Source organism: Acidovorax sp. CCYZU-2555 (assembly GCF_018413525.1).
Taxonomy (GTDB): domain Bacteria; phylum Pseudomonadota; class Gammaproteobacteria; order Burkholderiales; family Burkholderiaceae_C; genus Comamonas.
Genome location: NZ_JAHCDD010000062.1, coordinates 19,293 through 36,385, shown reverse-complemented (window position 1 = coordinate 36,385; position 17,093 = coordinate 19,293). Strand labels below are relative to the sequence as shown.

The window sequence follows — 17,093 nt, the reverse complement described above, 5'->3', positions numbered from 1 at the left end:
TGCTGGTGCGCACCGGCAACGAGGCGCGCGCCGTGCGGCGCGAACTCGGCGCGCGCGGCGTGGCTTCGGTTTATCTGTCCGACAACGAATCGGTGTTCGCGGGCAGCGAAGCCCAGGACCTCGTCGTGTGGCTGCACGCGGTCGCCGCGCCGCGCGATGCGCGCGCCGTGCGCGCGGGCCTGGCGACGCGCCTGCTCGACCTGTCGCTCGACGAACTCGGCTGGCTTGCGGCCGACGACGAAGCTTTCGACACGCGCTGCGAGCAGCTGCGCGTGCTGCAGGGCGTGTGGCAGGGCCAGGGCGTGCTGGCGATGCTGCGCCAGACGCTGCACCAGTTCGATCTGCCCGCGCGCTGGCTCGCCGAGACCGGCGGCGAGCGCCGGCTGACGAACTACCTGCACCTCGCCGAACTGCTGCAGAGCGCCAGCGCCCAGCTCGAAGGCGAGCATGCGCTGATACGCTGGCTCACCATGCAGTGCGCGGGCGAAGGCAGCCACAGCGACGAACAGATCGTGCGGCTCGAAAGCGACGCCGATCTCGTCAAGGTGGTCACGGTGCACAAGAGCAAGGGGCTCGAGTATCCCGTGGTGTTCCTTCCTTTTGCCTGCAGCTTCCGCGAAATCAACCGCCGCATGGACCGCTTCGTGAGCCTGCCCCGGCCCGAAGGCGGGCGTGCGCTGCGCCTCGACTATGACGACGCCGAACTCGCCCAGGCCGACGACGAACGCCTGCGCGAAGACCTGCGCCTGCTCTACGTGGCGCTGACGCGCGCTCGCCATGCGCTGTGGCTGGGCCTGCCCATGCTGCAGGCCGCGCGCAGCAAGGCCACGACCACCATCAACCACAAGAGCGCGACCGGCTATGCGCTGGCCGGCCCCGAAGAGCGCACGCCCGACGACTGGCGCGCGCTGCTCGACGCGTTCAGCGCGGGCCCGCACAGCGTGCAGTGGCAGTCGGTGCAGGACGCGCCCGCGCGCAGCCTGCTGCAGGCGCGCGCAGCGCCGCCGCAATTGCTGGACGCGCCGCCCTATGCCGCGCAGTTCGACCGGCGCTGGGGCATAGGCAGCTTCTCCTCGCTGGTGCGCGCGCTGGCCGCGCCCACCTTGCCGGTCTCGCCCGTGCCGCTGCAGCAGCCGGCCGACGACGAAAGGCCCATGGAGACCGATGAGCCCGCAGTGGCTGTGGCTGCTACGCCTTCGCAGGGCGCGGTCTGGCACCGCTTCATGAAAGGCCCGGTCATAGGCAACTGGGTGCACGACGAACTCGAATGGCTGGCCGGCGAAGGCTTTGCGCTCGAAGCCGATGGCCAGGGCCCGCTGGCCCAGCGCCTGCTGCAGCGCAGCGAACGCGCCGGGCGCGCGGCCCAGGCCGCCGATCTGCTGCAGTGGCTGCAAGCCGTGGTCCACCATCCGCTCGCGCCGCTGGGCGTGCCGCTGTCGGGGCTGGACCAGGTGCTGCCCGAAATGGAGTTCTGGCTGCCCGCGGCGCGCCTGCCCGCGCCCGATATCGACAGGCTGTGCCAGCAGCATCTGCTGCCCGGCCAGGCCCGGCCTGCGCTGCCCGCGCGCCAGCTGCACGGCATGCTGATGGGCTTTGCCGATCTGGTGTTCGAGCACGACGGCCGCTACTGGGTGCTCGACTACAAGACCAACTTCCTGGGCCGTGACGCCGCGGCCTACGACGAGCGCGCGCTGGGCGAGGCCATGGCCGCCCACCGCTACGACGTGCAGGCCGCGCTCTATCTGCTGGCGCTGCACCGCTTGCTGCAAAGCCGGCTGGGCGATGCCTACGATCCCGCGCGCCAGCTCGGCGGCGCGCTGTACTTCTTCGTGCGCGGCATCGACGGTCCGGCGCTGGGCATGCATGTCGTGCCGCCTTCGCTGGCGCTGCTCGACGCGCTGGGCGCGCTGCTGGATGCGCCAGATCTTGAGATGGAAGCCGAACTGCCATGAGACCCGTCGACAACCTGACCTTCGATCTGTTTGCCGAGCCCGAACCGGCGGCGCCGGCACCGGCCCTGCCCCTCGACGTGCTCGCCATCTTGCGCGACTGGAGCGAGCAAGGCCTGCTGCGCCACCTCGACACCGCGCTGGCGCGCTTCATCGCCGCGCAAGATGCCGAGGCCGCGCCCGAACTGCTGGTCGCCACGGCCGTGCTGGTGCAGATGGAAGGCCGCGGCCACAGCTGCCTGCCGCTGGCCACGCTGGTCGCCGATCCGAACGCGGTGCTGGCTTGGCCCGCCGATGCGCAGGACAGTCTCAACGCGCTCTGGGCGCAACTGCCCGCGCGGCTTGCGCCGTGGCAGCAGGCCTTGGCGCGCAGCCCGCTGGTGCGCGTTGCCGACAGTGCGCCCGACCAGGGCCAGCCGCTGGTGTTGGGCGGCCCGGCCGATGCGCCCCTGCTTTATCTGCGCCGCTACTGGGACTACGAGCGCCAGGTCGCGGCGCAGATCACCGAACGCAGCACGGCCGTGCTGCCGGTCGACGCGGCCGAAGTGAAGAACTGGCTCGACAAGATGTTCGCGCCGTCGCCCGAGGCGTTCGACTGGCAGCGCCTGGCCTGCGCGGTCGCGCTGCGCGGCCGCTTCTCGGTGATCACGGGCGGGCCGGGAACGGGCAAGACCTATACGGTCGCGCGCCTGCTGGCGCTGCTGTTCGCGACCGCGCCCGAGCCCGAACGGCTGCGCGTGGCGCTGGCCGCGCCCACGGGCAAGGCCGCGGCGCGGCTCAAGCAGTCGATCGACGCTTCGCTCAAGGACTTGCACGCAAGCCTGGGCGGCGCGCTCGATCTCGAAGCGCTGGTGCAGCGCGTGGGCGCGGCGCGCACGCTGCACTCGCTGCTGGGCGCGCGCCCCGACACGCGCGCGTTTGCGTTCCACCATGGCCGGCCGCTCGACATCGACGTGCTGATCGTCGATGAAGCCTCGATGATCCACCTCGAAATGATGGCCGCGCTGCTCGACGCCCTGCCCGCGACGGCGCGCGTGGTGTTCCTGGGCGACAAGGACCAGCTGGCATCGGTCGAAGCCGGCGCCGTGCTGGGCGACCTGTGCCGCAGCGCCGAAGCCGGCCACTACACGCCCGAGACCGCGCGCTATGCGCTGGCCGCGGCCGGACAGCATTTGCCCGCTGCCTATCTCGCCGCTGCCGACAACGCCTTGCCGCTGGCCCAGCAGACCGTGATGCTGCGCACCAGCCGGCGCTTTGGCGGCCCCATCGGCCAGCTGGCCCAGGCCGTCAACACCGGCGACAGCGTGCGTGCGCTGGCGCTGCTGCAGGCCGGCGAGGGCGGCGTGCTGCGCCTGCGCGAAGGCACGCCCGCGCACAGCGTCTGGCAGATGGCGGTGGAAGCCGCGCCCGGACGAGTCAACTACCAGGCGTTTGCCCAGGCGCTGGCCGCGCGTCCCGCGCCCGCGCTCGGCGCGCAAGCGCACACCGCCTGGGTGCGCGACGTGCTCACGGCGTTCGAACGCTTTCGCCTGCTGTGCGCGGTGCGCGAAGGAGAGTGGGGCGTGGCCGGGCTCAACCGCGCCATAGAAAAGGCGCTCGATGCCCAGGGCGCGATCACGCCGCGCGGCGAATGGTATGCGGGGCGGCCGGTGATGATCACGCGCAACGACGCGGCGCTGGGCGTGTTCAACGGCGACATAGGCGTGGCCTTGCCGGGTGCCGCAGCGGGCGCCGGACTGCGCGTCTATTTCATGGACGGACCCGAACTGCGCGCCGTGGGCGTGAGCCGGCTCGCGCATGTCGAGACCGCGTTCGCGATGACGGTGCACAAGAGCCAGGGCTCTGAATTCGAGCACACGGCGCTGGTGCTGTCGGCCCACGCGGGCAGCGTGCTGGGCCGCGAGCTGGTCTACACCGGCATCACGCGCGCGCGAAAAGCCTTCACCTTGATGGCCCAGGCGCCTGGCCTGCTGGCCACGGCCATCCATAGCCCCACGCAGCGCGCCAGCGGCTTGCTGCGGTTTCTCGAACAGCAGGCGCTGGTGGCGCGCGTTGCGCCGGTGGCGGTGCCGTTGGATGAGTTGGCGCCTTGGGTGGATTGAGGTTCCAAGGTGTTTGGGCCTCCCGTTCGTCCTGAGCCCGTCGAAGGATGAACGGCCTGGCCTCAAGCCGTCGGAAGGCATACAGCCCGCCCTGCAAACGCCCTTCGACAGGCTCAGGGCGAACGGTAGTTGCGAGTTTGAGGTCGGTGTTTGGTCCCCCCGTTCGTCCTGAGCCCGTCGAAGGATGAACGGCCTGGCCTCAAGCCGTCGGAAGGCATACAGCCCGCCCTGCAAACGCCCTTCGACAGGCTCAGGGCGAACGGTAATTGGGAGTTTGAGGTCGGTGTTTGGTCCCCCGTTCGTCCTGAGCCCGTCGAAGGATGAACGGCCCGCGCTCAATCCAGGTTCACTTCTTCGCCATGCGCTCCATCATCACCGCGGTATTGGTCTTGCGATCCGCCTGCACCTTTTGCACCGCAGGCCGTTCGCCCATGCGCGCGAGGTAATCGCGCACCGGCAGATCGGCCAGCACGTCGCGCCCGCCGACGATCTTGCTGGCGGCGCTGACCAGCGGCAGGTGGACGATGGCGCAACAGTCGGCCAGCGTGAACTGGTCGCCGGCGATGAACGGGCTCCAGCGCGCGAGCTGGCCCAGCGCCTTGGCGCTCTTGTCGAGCTGGGCCATGCTGCGGTCGCGCACGCCGTCGCTGACCTTGCCGCCGAAGAAGGCCTGCGGGTACAGATTGCGCGCCACGAGTTCCAGGTGCAGGTCGAGGTACAGCGCCAGCTCGCGCACCTTGCCTGCGGCGAACGGGTCGGCGGGCAGCAGCGGGTGCGCGGGATGGGCGTTCTCGATGTATTCGAGCATCACCGCCGACTCGCTGAGCGCGCCATGTTGCGTGCGCATATAGGGCACCTTGCCCAGCGGCGAAGCCGCGGGATCGGTTTCGCCAAGCCATGCGAGTTCTTCCTCGAAAGCCAGGCCTTTTTCGAGCAGCGCGAGCTTGACCTTGTTGTAGTAGTTGCTGGCAGAAAAACCACAGAGCTGGAGCATGGGAAATCCTTGATGGCGGGGGGAAGGGAATGGGCTGCGTGCCATGCTAGGCGATGGCGCGCGGGCCCGGCGTCACGCAGATGACGGGGCCTGCCTACAATGTGTGGATGTCATGGCTGCGCTCCTCCTCACCTGCGTTGCTGCCCTCGCGGCAGACGGGGCTGGTGCGCGCCACTTTGGCCGCCTGGCTGCTGGTGCTCGTTGCCGGGCTGTTCACGCCCTGGGTGCAGGCGCGCAGTCTCGATGCCGTGTGTTCGGGCGCGGGCCATCGCAGCTACATGCTGGGGCCCGACGCGGATGGCCTGGCGCATGCGCTGCACGGCCTCGACTGCCCGCAGTGCCTGCCGCAGCTGGCCGCGCCGCCGCCGAAGGTGGACGCGCTGCTGGCCGCCGCGCCGCACGCCGCCCAGCCGCTGCGTGCGCCGGCCATGGCCTGGACGCCCGTGCCTTCGGCCTGCCCGCCGCCCGCGCGCGGGCCGCCTGTGTGATGACGCAGACCCTTGTTTTTCCCGGGCCTGGCCCCGGACGCTTTCATCACACAGATTCCCCGCAGGGGACAAGAGCTTTCCCATGACAAAAAACCAATGGATTTCCCCTTTCCTCGTTGCCGCCGCCCTTTTTGCAGGCAACGCTTTCGCCCATCCTGAAGCCGCGCATGTCGAAGTCGACGGCGCCTGGATACGCGCCACGGTGCCGGGCCAGCAGGGCACGGGCGGCTTCATGCGTCTCAAGGCCAAGGAGGCGCTGACGCTGGTCGGCGTGCGCTCGGCCGCGGCTGGCGTGGCCGAAGTGCATGAAATGAAGATGGACGGCGACGTGATGCGCATGCGCGCCATCAGCGCGCTGGCGCTGCCCGCGGGCCAGACGGTCGAACTCAAGTCGGGTGGCTACCACCTGATGCTGCAGCAGCTCAAGGCGCCGCTGCTCAAGGGCAGCGAAGTGCCGGTCACGCTGGAGTTCAAGGACGCCAAGGGCGAGCTGTCGCGCCTGAATCTGCGCCTGCCCGTCGCGACGTCGGCGCCCGCGGGTGCCACCCCGGCTGCCGGCCACAGCCACGGCCACGCGCACTGACCTGCGCACAGGGCGCGCCCGGGTGGTGCGATCGCTGGATCGCCGTTACAGTAAGCTCGGTAGCGCCCCCCGGCCTGGCTGGGGTTGTCGCATGATGTCCCATGTCCCCAGCGAGGTAGGCGATGAGCAATCCCAACGGTACCGATCCTTTCGGCTTTGCCAAATTCATTCCCGGTTTTGAGTTCCTGCAAAGCCTGTCGCAGGGCGCAGCCGGTGCCGCGGGCGCCGGTGCCGAAGCTCCCCTGGCGGGAATGGCGCAGTGGGTCGCGCCCACGGTCAGCGTCGAGGAAATCGACAAGCGCATCCAGGAGCTGCGCGCCGTGCAGTTCTGGCTCGAACAGAACGGGCGCGCGCTCACCGCGACGATACAGGCGCTCGAAGTACAGAAGATGACGCTGGCCGCGCTGCAGAGCATGCAGGGCGGCATCAACGACTGGGCCAAGGCCTCGCCGTTCAAGATGCCCGAGGCGGGCGCGGCCGCACCCAGTCCCACCCCTGCGCCTCCTGCGCCTGCCCCCGCGCCTGCCACGCCGCCGCCCGCTGCCGCGCCTGCGGCGGCCGATGCCGGCGCCGATGCCGATGCCGCGGCGCCCGGTGCGGTCGACCCGCTGCAATGGTGGGGCGCATTGACCCAGCAGTTCCAGCAGATCGCCGCCCAGGCGCTGCAGGAGCCCGCGGGGCAGAAAGTGATGGAAGCCGGCACGCAGATGGCGGGCGAGTTCGCGCGCAGCGCGATGCAGTCCGCCGCCGACCTGGCCAAGGCCGTGCCTGTGGCCGCGGCCGGCGCGTCCGCCGCCAAGGCGTCGGCGCCTGCGGCCAAGAAAGCCGCGCCGCGCAAGCCCGCACCGAGCCCCGCCGCGGCCGCGCCCAAGGCCGCGCCACGCAAGCCGGCGGCGACGAAAGCCCCGGCGGCGCCCCGCAAGACTCCACGCCGCGCGCCCTGATCGCGGCACAATGCCGGCAATGCTTAACCTGAAGGATTGCCGGCATGCATGAAGATGGCGCGGACCGCCCCAACCAGTACGCGCTGCTGCGCCAGCGCCGTTTCGGCCCGTTCTTCTGGACCCAGTTCGCGGGCGCGGCGAACGACAACCTGTTCAAGTTCGCTTTCACCGTCCTGGTGACCTATCAGCTCAGCGTGTCGTGGCTGCCGCCGTCGCTCGCCGGCCTGGTGATAGGCGCGCTGTTCATCCTGCCCTATCTGTTGTTCTCGGCGACATCGGGCCAGCTTGCCGACAAGTGGGACAAGCGGCGCATTTTCCTGCTGACCAAGAATCTCGAGATCGCCATCATGGCGCTGGTCGCGTGGGGCATGCTCGCGCAGAACGTGCCGCTGCTGCTGGCCTGCATCTTCCTGATGGGAACGCATTCGACGCTGTTCGGTCCGGCCAAGTTCGCCTATCTGCCCCAGGTGCTGTCCGAGCGCGAGCTCACGGGCGGCAACGGCATGGTCGAGATGGGCACGTTCGTCGCCATTTTGCTGGGCAATGTCGCCGGCGGCCTGCTGGTCGCCGTGCCCGAAGTGGGCCATGCGCAGGTCGCGGTCGCGGGCCTGGTGCTGGCGCTGCTGGGCCGGCTGTCGGCGCAGTTCGTTCCCGCGGGGCCGGCGACCGACCCCAATCTGCGCATCAACTGGAATCTGTTCAGCGAAACCTGGCGCAACCTGCGGCTCGCGCATACGCAGCCCGTGGTGTTCCGCTCGCTGCTGGGCATCAGCTGGATGTGGTTCTTCGGCGCGGTGTTCCTGGCCCAGTTTCCGGCATTCGCGAAAGAGGTGCTGCACGGCAACGAGCAGGTCGCGGCGCTGCTGCTGGTGGTGTTTTCCGTCGGTGTCGGCGCGGGCGCGCTGCTGTGCGAGCGCCTGAGCCGCGCCCAGGTCGAAATCGGTCTGGTACCGCTGGGCGCGCTGGGCATGAGCCTGTTTGCCGCCGACCTGTACCTGGCGTCGCGCAGTCTTCCGCCGGGCAGCCTGATGGATATCTCGGCATTCCTGGCGCAGCCCGCGCACTGGCGCGTGGTCGCCGATCTGCTGCTGCTGTCGATGGCGGTCGGCATCTACAGCGTTCCCATGTATGCGCTGGTCCAGCTGCGCAGCCAGCCCACGCACCGCGCGCGCATCATTGCGGCCAACAACATCCTGAATGCGCTGTTCATGATCGCCAGCAGCCTGATCGCGGGCGCGCTGCTGTCCGCGGGCTGCAGCATTCCGCAGCTGTTTCTGATCATCGCTGGCGCCAACCTGCTGGTGTCGCTGGCCGTGTTCCTGCTGGTGCCCGAATACCTGTCGCGCTGCGCGGCGCTGGTGCGGGGCGCGCGCCTGTTGAATCCTGAGCATTAGGAGCATCCATGAGCAAAGCTTTGCGTCTGCCCGAGAAATGGTTTCGCCGCGGCCTGTGGCTGGTGGCCGTGGTGTTCGCCTGGTTCCTGGTCGGGCTGGGCAGCCTGGTGGTCGGCGATCTGCCCCAGGTCGAGAGCGTGCAGCGCATCGAAGACTTCATGCCGCCCGAGCGCGCGGCCCAGGTCAGGCTGCAGCAGCAGACATCGGAGCAGCTGCGCGACCAGGCGACCAGCGCGCTCGAGCAGGCCGAACTCAAGTACCGCGCGGCGCGCAAGTCCTATGCCGCGGCGCGCGAAGCGTTCGACAACTGGGTCGCGACGCGCAGCGCCACGCAGCGCGCCGACCAGGACAGCGAACTGCTGGCGCGCACGCGCGCGCTCGACCAACTCAAGGATGCCGAGCGCCGCGCGGGCGTGGCGGTCGAGGCCCAGCAACAGCAGCAGCTTGATGCCCAACAGGCGCTGTCGCGCGCCGAGAACGAATGGCGGTTGCTCAATGACGGCGCGCGCGCGCAATGGCAGGCCGCCCAGCGCGCGCAGGAATTGCGCGTGTTTCTCTACCGCCTCGCCTTGACACTGCCCCTGCTGCTGATCGCGGGCTGGTTGTTCGCCAAGAAGCGCCGCAGCAACGCCTGGCCTTTCGTCTGGGGCTTCATCTTCTTTGCGCTGTTTGCGTTTTTCGTCGAACTCGTGCCCTACCTGCCCGATTACGGCGGCTATGTGCGCTATATCGTCGGAATTGTGCTCACGGTGGTGCTGGGGCGAGCGGCCATCCAGGCGTTCAACCGCTATCTCGAACGGCAAAAGCGCCAGGAAGCCATGCCCGATGCCCAGCGCCGCGTGGAGCTGAGCTATGACGTCGCGCTGTCGCGGCTGGCCAAGGGCGTGTGCCCGGGTTGCGAGCGCGTTGTGGATCTCAAGGACCCGTTGATCGATTACTGCCCGCATTGCGGCATAGGCCTGTTCGACCGCTGCGGCACTTGCGTGACGCGCAAGAGCACGTTCTCGCGCTTTTGCCATGCGTGCGGCACGCCGGCCGCGGTCGAACCTGCGCCGCAGCTGCCTTCAGACCCCGACCCTCGCCTCTAGCTGCGGGTTGTCGCTGTCGGCGGTGCTGAGCTGCCAGCCGTCGCGGCCCGCGGCCTTGGCCTGGTACAGCGCGACATCGGCGCGCTGCAGCAGCTCTGCCAGCGTCTGTGGCGTGCCATCGGTCAATGCCACGCCTATGCTCACCGTGACTCTCAACTGCACGTCCGGCGACAGCTCCAGCCGCTGCGCGCGCACGGCCGTGCAGATGCGCGTCGCAATCTGCTGCGCCGCCGAGGCGCGCACACCCGGCAGCAGCACGGCGAATTCTTCGCCGCCCACGCGGCCCAACAGGTCCTGGGGCCGCAACGCCTCACCCACCGTCTGGGCGAAGGCGCGCAGCACGGCATCGCCCGCGGCATGGCCGTGGCGGTCGTTGACCCGCTTGAAGTGGTCAAGGTCCAGCATCAGCACGGCCGCGGGCTCCTGCGGGTGCTGCAGGCGCTCGAGCAGGCGCTGGCCCTGGGCCAGGAAGGCGCCGCGCGCCAGCACATCGGTCAGCGAGTCGTGGCTTACCGCGCGGTCGAGCCGGCGCAGCAGCTCGCTGCGCGCCAGCTGCGAGCAGGCCACGGCCAGCGGTCCCATGGACAGCAGCGTCAGGCCCAGCCGCAGCGACACCGCGACGTCGAGGTCGGCGGGCGTGAATTCAAGCATTCCCCATGAGATGGTGGCGATTTTCCATATGCAGACCAGCAGGCTCAGCAAGGTCGTGGTGAACAGGCGATAGGCCAGCGCGCACCACAGCAACGACGGCACGGTGAAGGCCAGCGCGCCCGGGCCGCCCAGCGTGATCGCCGCGTATTCGGTGGCGATCACGGACAGCAAGGGCAGGGCCAGGGTCCATGACGCGCGCGACCTGGCGCGTGCGAACCAGTGGCTGGCGCTGCAAGTCGGGATGCTGAGAATCAGCGGCAGGATCAGCATGAAGTTCATCAGCTCGGTGCTGAACCACATCATCGCGGTCTCGGCCCAGCTGGCATGGAACAGTATGGGGCCGGTGCCCGCGCCGACCAGCGTCGAGCCCGCGGCGGCGAGCGTGCAGCCGACGAGCAGATACAGCACCGAAGTCTGGCGCCGCAGGTACAGCCGTGGCGCGTCGAGGCGGTGCAGAAACCACCAGCCGCAGGCCACGCCGCACAGGTTCGCGGCCGAAAGCCAGGCCGCGGCCAGCAGGCTGCTGCCGGTCAGCAGGTCGGCCAGCACGAAGACCACCAGAGCGATCAGCCAGGAGGCTTTTTGCGCGAGTGCCGGCCAGCGCAGCAGCATGCCCAGCAGCACCGCATTCGCGGGCCAGAACGAAGACAGAAAACCCGTGGGCCGGCTCAGTATGCCCGCCAGACAGGCGACAAACAGGCACAGCCCCAGGCCCATGACGCTCGCCATCGGGGCGAGCGCGGGCAGCGAGGCGTTGCGCGCAGCGGAGACAAAAGAGGGCAGAGGCATTTATTGGACGAGAAACCGTGGTCTCGGCCAATATAGCGGTGGGCTGCGACAGGGTTTGTCAACTCTTGTCAGATAGCAGGACAGCGCTGCGCCCGAAGTAGCCGCTTACCCCGGTCGCCCTCAGGGTCTCAGACGCCGCGCGCGCGGTCGCTCTTGAACTGTGCGCGGAAGGCCGCAAAAGTGCCGGCGTCCAGCGCATCGCGCACTTCCTGCATCAGGCGCAGGTAGTAGTGCAGGTTGTGGATGGTGGTCAGCATGGGGCCCAGCATCTCGCCGCAACGGTCGAGATGGTGCAGGTAGGCGCGCGAGAAGCCGTCGCGTCCGCCGTCGTCCCAGCTCACGCCCGATGTGCCCGCGCAGGCGTGGCAGGTGCAGGTGGTGTCTATGGGCTGGTGGTCGGTCTTGTGGCGTGCATTGCGCAGCTTCAAATCGCCGAAGCGCGTGAAGATGGTGCCGTTGCGCGCATTGCGCGTGGGCATCACGCAGTCGAACATGTCGACGCCGTCGGCCACGCCCTGCACCAGATCTTCGGGCGTGCCCACGCCCATCAGATAGCGCGGCTTGTGCGCGGGCAGGCGGTGGGGCGTGTGGGCCATGATCTGCAGCATCAGGTCCTTGGGCTCGCCCACGCTCACGCCGCCGACGGCGTAACCGGGGAAGTCCATCTCGACCAAGGCGTCGAGCGATTCCTGGCGCAGGTTCTCGAACATGCCGCCCTGCACGATGCCGAACAGCGCGTTCGGGTTCTCCAGGCGGGCGAATTCGTCCTTGGAGCGCTGGGCCCAGCGGCGGCTCATTTCCATCGACTTGCGCGCTTCGGCCTGCGTCGTGAGGTGGCCCTTGGTCTCATAGGGCGTGCACTCGTCGAGCTGCATCACGATGTCGGAGTTGAGCGTGGTCTGGATCTGCATGCTCACTTCGGGCGACATGAACAGCTTGTCGCCGTTCACCGGCGAAGCGAAATGCACGCCTTCCTCGGTGATCTTGCGCATCGCGCCGAGACTCCAGACCTGGAAACCGCCCGAGTCGGTCAGGATGGGCTTGTTCCACTTCTCGAAGCCGTGCAGGCCGCCGAAGCTTTCCATGATGTCGAGTCCGGGGCGCATCCACAGGTGGAAGGTATTGCCCAGGATGATCTGCGCGCCCATTTCCTCGAGGCTGCGCGGCATCACGCCCTTGACGGTGCCGTAGGTGCCCACAGGCATGAAGATCGGGGTCTGGACCACGCCATGATTGAGCGTGAGCTTGCCACGGCGCGCGTGGCTGGAGGGGTCGTTTTGGAGGGTTTCGAACTGCAGCATGGGCGCCATTGTCCCAGACTGCCCGTGGGCCGTGCTTGCCGAGGGGAAGCCCGGGGTCTGGCACACTGGGGTATCGATAACTTGCGGAGGCCTAGATGCTCAGAATCATGATCGCAGTGGATGGATCGGAACCCTCGCTCGACGCCGTACGCCATGGCGTGAAGCTCGTGCGCCAGGGGCTGCATGCGAGCCTGGTGCTCGCCCATGTGCAACAGGAAGCCTCGCTGTTCGAGCTCGCGACCCAGGACCCCGACCTGATCGCACGCGCCAGCGTCGCCGCGGGCCGTCATCTGATGGAGCCCGCCGTGGCGCTGGTCGAGGCCGCGGGCGCGAGCTATGAAACCGAAGTCGGCCTGGGCGAACCCGCGCCTACGCTGGTCGACATGGCCGAGCGCAACGGTTGCGACATGATCGTCATCGGCGCCTGGGGCCAGGGCGGCGTGCGCCGCGCGCTGATCGGCTCGGTGTCACGCGAAGTCGCGCGCCTGAGCCAGGTGCCCGTCACCATCGTCAAGCATCCCGATCCCGCGGATCTGGCCGATGCGCAGGATGTGCTCGACGAGGAGTAAAGCGCGCAGTCAGGCCCGGCGAGACTGGCTGGACGCCGTCTTGCCGGCCTGCCATTTGCCATGCGGCAGGCTTGCAAGCCGCTGGAACATGCGCCGGCAATAGCCGCTGATGCGCAGGCAGTTGTTGATTTCATCGACGGGCAGCGGGCCGGAGACGACCACGATGTCGTCTGCCGAGTCCCAGGCCCCGGCGGCGCGCAGGCGCCGGCGCGCGGTCAGTGCCCAGGAGTGGATGCGCGTGGGCGTGCCGTGCTGGTGGACTTCACCGGTGTGCAGGTCGAATGCGATGGCCACGGTCTCTGTCCTGAGCCGAAAGCGGCGCTCACCCGTGACTGCGCTGGGCGTGTCGCGCATGTCGTACAGGTAATAGTGGCCGGCCTTGAGCTGGTATTGCTGATCCATCGATCCTCCTTCAAGCCCCCATTCTGCGCGGCCTTGCGGGCGTTACAAAGTCGGGTAAGCGGTGCGAAAGTCGGGCTGTTCGCGGTGGCAGCGCTGTGCGCGCTGCCGTCGCGAACTCAGAAATCAAGAAGACTGAAGCCTACGCTGAATACCGTGCGCTTGCGGTTGTAGTCGATCAGGCTGTCGCCATAGCCCGAGAACAGCTGCGTGTGCAGGCGCAGATTGCTGCGTCCGCCGCCTATGCCGTCGCCCAGCGTGCGCAGCCATTCGAGCCGCAGGGAGCCGCGCGGCGTCGATCCCAGCGAGCTGCGCACCGTGGCGCTCAGCGTGTGCACGCGGTTGGGATTCCAGGTGCCGGTGAGTTCGCCGCGGCCCAGGTAGTCGCTGATGTTGGGGTTGTCATCGCTGAGTGCGCCCTCGTTGACGCGCTTCCAGATGCGGCTGGTGATCGCGAAGTCGTTGCCTTTTTCCAGGCCTGTCATCAGATACCAGCGGTTCCAGCTGCGCGACAGCGGCAGGCTCTGGCCGTTCGACTGGTGCACCAGGCCGCCGCCCGCATAGGCCCAGTTCCAGCCGCCGGGCAGCGACAGCGACAGCGGGTAGACGTAGATCACTTCGGGCTCGTGGTCGGTGGTGCGGAACGGCCGCGACAGGTCGGGGCTGAACACCTGCCAGTACGACTGCTGCGTATAGCCGAACCACAGCGAATCCTTGCGCTCGGGCGTGTGCGCGAACAGGCCCTTGGCGATTTTGGTGCGCACCGAGATGTTGAGCCGGGTTTCGGTGCTGCGGTAGTCGGTGGCGGTCGTGCTCTGGTGGTCGGGTGCGGGCGACGAAGGCTGGCGGTTGACGCTGTTGCTGGCCACGGCCGAGATCGACATGGGGCGGTAGCCGCGCACGGCGAACGTGCCGCAGTCCGTGCCTTCGGTCAGCTCCCAGAAGCGCGTCATCGCGCTGTACTTGGCGTCGTTGCAGCCGCGCACCACGGGGTCGGCGGGCATGGGGTCGGCAGTGAGCGGCGCGGCCGATGTCGCGACGATGGGCGCGGGCACCGGCAAGGTGGGCTCCGCGGGCAGCGTCTGCGCGCTGGCGGCCGGGGCCTGCCAGGGCTGCTTGTCGGCCCATGCGTCGAAGCAGGCCAGGCGCTCGGCGCCATCGACGGCCGCGGTGCACAGCCGCCAGGCATCCGTGGGCGTGCTGCTGACCGGGCTGCCGGGCGCGGCCACGGCGGGCAGCGACAGCAGGCTCCAGACCGCGGCGGCGGCGAGCGTGGGCGCGTTGAACGCGTTCATTCTCCGGGCTGCTTGCGCAGCACGAAAGAAAGGGCGAGTGGAGGGTTTTCCTGTGTCCATGTTCCGCGAATTTCCTTGCCGCAACTGTCTGCGACGACCTGGCCAATCCAGGTCGCGCTGATATTCGTTCCGTTGATTGATTCTTCGAGCGTGAAGTCGCCCTGGTCGACATCGCCGGCGAGCAGCGCTTCGCCGCCCGCGCGTTGCAGCCGGCCGCGCACGCTGGCCGCGAGTTCGGGGTGGGGCGTGAGTTCAAGGCGGGCCGTGGTGGCCTGGGCCGGCGGCGTGTCGGCCGCGGGCGTGAATTCGGCGTTCCAGCGGCCCAGCAGCGTCTGGTGGCTGGCCTCGGTGGCGTCCACGCATTGCGCGGTCTGCGCGAAGGCGCTGCCGGCGAGCAGCAGGGCGGTCGCCGCAATGCAGCGCAGGAAAGAGGAAAGGGACAAGGGCATAAATGTCGGAATCAGGGATCAGGGGGCAGGCGTCTGCAGCGCCGCCTTGCGCGCGAATTCGGCGCGCAGCTGGCGCAGCTTCTCGCGCGGGTCTTCGCGCGCGGTGGATTGGTCCAGGCCCATCTCCTTGATGAAGCGGCTGGGCATGGCGGCGACCATTTCGCGGCCTTTCTTGCGGCGCTTGGTCCAGCTCACGGCCAGGCTGCGCTGGGCGCGCGTGATGCCCACGTACATCAGCCGGCGCTCTTCCTGCAGGCGCTGCGCGGTTTCGTCGCTGACTTTCTCCTGGCGGCCGTTGTCGTCGTCGAGCTTGAACGGCAGCATGCCTTCGGTCACGCCGACCAGCATCACATGCGGCCATTCGAGCCCCTTGGAGGCGTGCAGCGTCGACAGGATCACCATGTCCTGCTCTTTCTCGCGTTCGCTGATCGTCGAGAGCAGCGCAATCGTCTGCGAGACTTCGAGCAGGCTTTTCTTCTCGCTGGTGATCACGCTGCCGCTGGTGTCGTCGACCTGACCGCCCGCGCGCTGCGCCATCCAGTCGCAGAACTCGAGCACATTGCTCCAGCGCGCGGCGGCGACGGTCTCGCTGTCTTCGCTGTCGTAGATGTGCTTCTCGTAGTCGATTTCCTTGAGCCAGTCGGTCAGGAAGGCGCGCGAATCCTCGGCGCCCAGCGTCTGGCGCGCGCGGTATTCGAGGTCGTTCACATAGCGGCCGAACTCCATCACGCTGTCATGCGCCTTGGTCGGCAGCACGGCGGGCAGCATGCTGCTGAACAGCGAGCCGAACATGCTGAGCTTGTGCTGGGTCGAGAACTCGCCGAGCTTGCCCAGCGTGGTGTGGCCTATGCCGCGCTTGGGTGAAGTGATCGCGCGCAGGAAAGCCGGGTCGTCGTCGTTGTTGATCCACAGCCGGAACCAGGCGCACAGGTCCTTGACTTCGGCGCGGTCGAAAAAGCTGGTGCCGCCCGATACCTTGTAGGGAATCGCAGCCTTGCGCAGCGCCTTCTCGAACGGCTTGGCCTGGTGGTTGGCGCGGTAGAGGATGGCGAAGTCTTTCCAGTTCGGCGGCGGGTTGCTGGCCGCGCGCAGCGTCTGGATGCGGGCCACGGCGCGCTCGGCTTCGTGTTCCTCGGAGTCGGCATCGACCACGCGCACCGGATCGCCTTCGCCCAGCTCCGAAAACAGCGTCTTCGGATACAGCTTGGGGTTGGGCTGGATCACATTGTTGGCGGCGCGCAGGATGGCGCTTGTCGAGCGGTAGTTCTGCTCGAGCTTGATGACCTTGAGCTGCGGGTAGTCGAGCGGCAGCTTCTTGAGGTTGTCGAGCGTCGCGCCGCGCCAGCCGTAGATTGACTGGTCGTCATCGCCCACGGCGGTGATATGGCCGCGCTCGCCGATCAGCAGCTTGAGCAGCTCGTATTGCGTGGCGTTGGTGTCCTGGTACTCATCGACCAGCACATGGCCCAGCAGCTTTTGCCATTTCTCGCGCACTTCGGGGTGGTCGCGCAGCAGGCGCAGCGGCATGCCGATCAGGTCGTCGAAGTCGACGCTCTGGTAGGCCGTGAGGCGCTCCTCGTAGCGCGCCATCAGCAGCGCGACGCTGCGCTCGCTGTCGTCCTGGGCCATGGCCAGCGCTTCGCGGCTGTTGTAGCCCATGTTCTTCCACTTGCTGATGGTCCACTGCCATTGGCGCGCAGTCGCCACATCGGTGGTGCCGCCGGCCGCGTCCTTGAGAATGCCGACCACATCGTCGGAGTCAAGAATGCTGAACTGGGGCTTGAGGCCCAGCGCCTGGCCGTCTTCGCGCACCATCCTCACGCCCAGCGCGTGGAAAGTGCAGATCAGCACATCCTTGGCGGCGCGGCCTATCAGGCCCTTGGCGCGCTCGCGCATTTCGGCCGCGGCCTTGTTGGTGAAGGTGATCGCGGCGATGCGCTTCGGGGAAAGGCCGGTGTCGATCAGCCGGCCGATCTTGTGCGTGATCACGCGCGTCTTGCCCGAACCCGCGCCCGCAAGCACCAGGCAAGGGCCTTCGGTGTAGTGGACAGCTTGGAGCTGGGCAAGATTGAGACCGGCGGACATAGGCAGGGAGGGG

14 protein-coding genes and 1 pseudogene are annotated in these 17,093 nt (G+C 68.3%); 8 read left to right on the top strand and 7 right to left on the bottom strand.

The window, feature by feature from the left end; genetic code table 11:
- Both KHY18_RS19625 and recD read left to right on the top strand, forming a co-directional pair.
- Nucleotides 1-1,952 (top strand): 3'-5' exonuclease (locus KHY18_RS19625; protein WP_213303756.1); only part of this gene is annotated, 1,952 nt, incomplete at its 5' end.
- Nucleotides 1,949-4,051, top strand: a complete 2,103-nt coding sequence (recD, locus tag KHY18_RS19620) for an exodeoxyribonuclease V subunit alpha (RefSeq protein WP_213303754.1) — start codon at nt 1,949-1,951, stop codon at nt 4,049-4,051. The genes KHY18_RS19625 and recD, both read left to right, overlap by 4 nt.
- A 346-nt stretch (nt 4,052-4,397) precedes the next feature.
- Here recD and KHY18_RS19615 read toward each other — a convergent pair whose 3' ends face one another.
- Nucleotides 4,398-5,045, bottom strand: a complete 648-nt coding sequence (locus tag KHY18_RS19615) for a glutathione S-transferase family protein (RefSeq protein WP_213303751.1) — start codon at nt 5,043-5,045, stop codon at nt 4,398-4,400.
- 107 nt (nt 5,046-5,152) lie between these two features.
- Between KHY18_RS19615 and KHY18_RS19610 the strand changes: the two genes are divergently transcribed.
- From KHY18_RS19610 to KHY18_RS19590, 5 genes and pseudogenes are all read left to right on the top strand, one after another.
- A complete protein-coding gene (locus tag KHY18_RS19610; protein ID WP_213303748.1) occupies nt 5,153-5,533 on the top strand; it encodes a hypothetical protein in 381 nt (126 codons plus the stop codon).
- An 82-nt stretch (nt 5,534-5,615) separates the two neighbouring features.
- On the top strand, nt 5,616-6,116 hold the full coding sequence (locus KHY18_RS19605; RefSeq protein WP_213303745.1) for a copper chaperone PCu(A)C: 501 nt from the start codon (nt 5,616-5,618) through the stop codon (nt 6,114-6,116).
- A gap of 122 nt (nt 6,117-6,238) precedes the next feature.
- A complete protein-coding gene (locus tag KHY18_RS19600; protein ID WP_213303742.1) occupies nt 6,239-7,060 on the top strand; it encodes a PhaM family polyhydroxyalkanoate granule multifunctional regulatory protein in 822 nt (273 codons plus the stop codon).
- A gap of 44 nt (nt 7,061-7,104) precedes the next feature.
- Nucleotides 7,105-8,421, top strand: a pseudogene (locus KHY18_RS19595) (MFS transporter); the annotation flags it as partial.
- Between the two features lie 41 nt (nt 8,422-8,462).
- Complete coding sequence (locus KHY18_RS19590; protein ID WP_213303736.1) at nt 8,463-9,542, top strand: zinc ribbon domain-containing protein; 1,080 nt, start codon at nt 8,463-8,465, stop codon at nt 9,540-9,542.
- Here the strand turns inward: KHY18_RS19590 and KHY18_RS19585 are convergent.
- Together KHY18_RS19585 and tgt are read right to left on the bottom strand one after the other, a co-directional pair.
- On the bottom strand, nt 9,519-10,982 hold the full coding sequence (locus KHY18_RS19585; protein ID WP_249729245.1) for a GGDEF domain-containing protein: 1,464 nt from the start codon (nt 10,980-10,982) through the stop codon (nt 9,519-9,521). The genes KHY18_RS19590 and KHY18_RS19585 overlap by 24 nt on opposite strands.
- Nucleotides 10,983-11,110: 128 nt before the next feature.
- Nucleotides 11,111-12,283, bottom strand: a complete 1,173-nt coding sequence (gene tgt, locus KHY18_RS19580) for a tRNA guanosine(34) transglycosylase Tgt (protein ID WP_213303734.1) — start codon at nt 12,281-12,283, stop codon at nt 11,111-11,113.
- 95 nt (nt 12,284-12,378) lie between these two features.
- Here tgt and KHY18_RS19575 point away from each other — a divergent pair, with 95 nt between their 5' ends.
- Nucleotides 12,379-12,852, top strand: a complete 474-nt coding sequence (locus KHY18_RS19575; RefSeq protein ID WP_213303732.1) for a universal stress protein — start codon at nt 12,379-12,381, stop codon at nt 12,850-12,852.
- Between the two features lie 9 nt (nt 12,853-12,861).
- Here the strand turns inward: KHY18_RS19575 and KHY18_RS19570 are convergent, their stop codons facing one another.
- The 4 genes from KHY18_RS19570 to KHY18_RS19555 form a co-directional block, all read right to left on the bottom strand.
- Nucleotides 12,862-13,254, bottom strand: a complete 393-nt coding sequence (locus KHY18_RS19570) for a hypothetical protein (protein ID WP_213303730.1) — start codon at nt 13,252-13,254, stop codon at nt 12,862-12,864.
- A 116-nt stretch (nt 13,255-13,370) separates the two neighbouring features.
- Nucleotides 13,371-14,546, bottom strand: coding sequence for a phospholipase A (locus KHY18_RS19565; RefSeq protein WP_213303728.1), 1,176 nt, complete (start codon nt 14,544-14,546; stop codon nt 13,371-13,373).
- Nucleotides 14,543-14,989 (bottom strand): hypothetical protein, encoded by a 447-nt coding sequence (locus tag KHY18_RS19560; RefSeq protein ID WP_213303726.1) that lies wholly within the window; start codon nt 14,987-14,989, stop codon nt 14,543-14,545. Before KHY18_RS19560 ends, KHY18_RS19565 begins: the two co-directional genes overlap by 4 nt.
- A gap of 24 nt (nt 14,990-15,013) precedes the next feature.
- A complete protein-coding gene (locus tag KHY18_RS19555) occupies nt 15,014-17,080 on the bottom strand; it encodes an ATP-dependent helicase (protein ID WP_213303724.1) in 2,067 nt (688 codons plus the stop codon).
- Nucleotides 17,081-17,093: the final 13 nt, after the last annotated feature.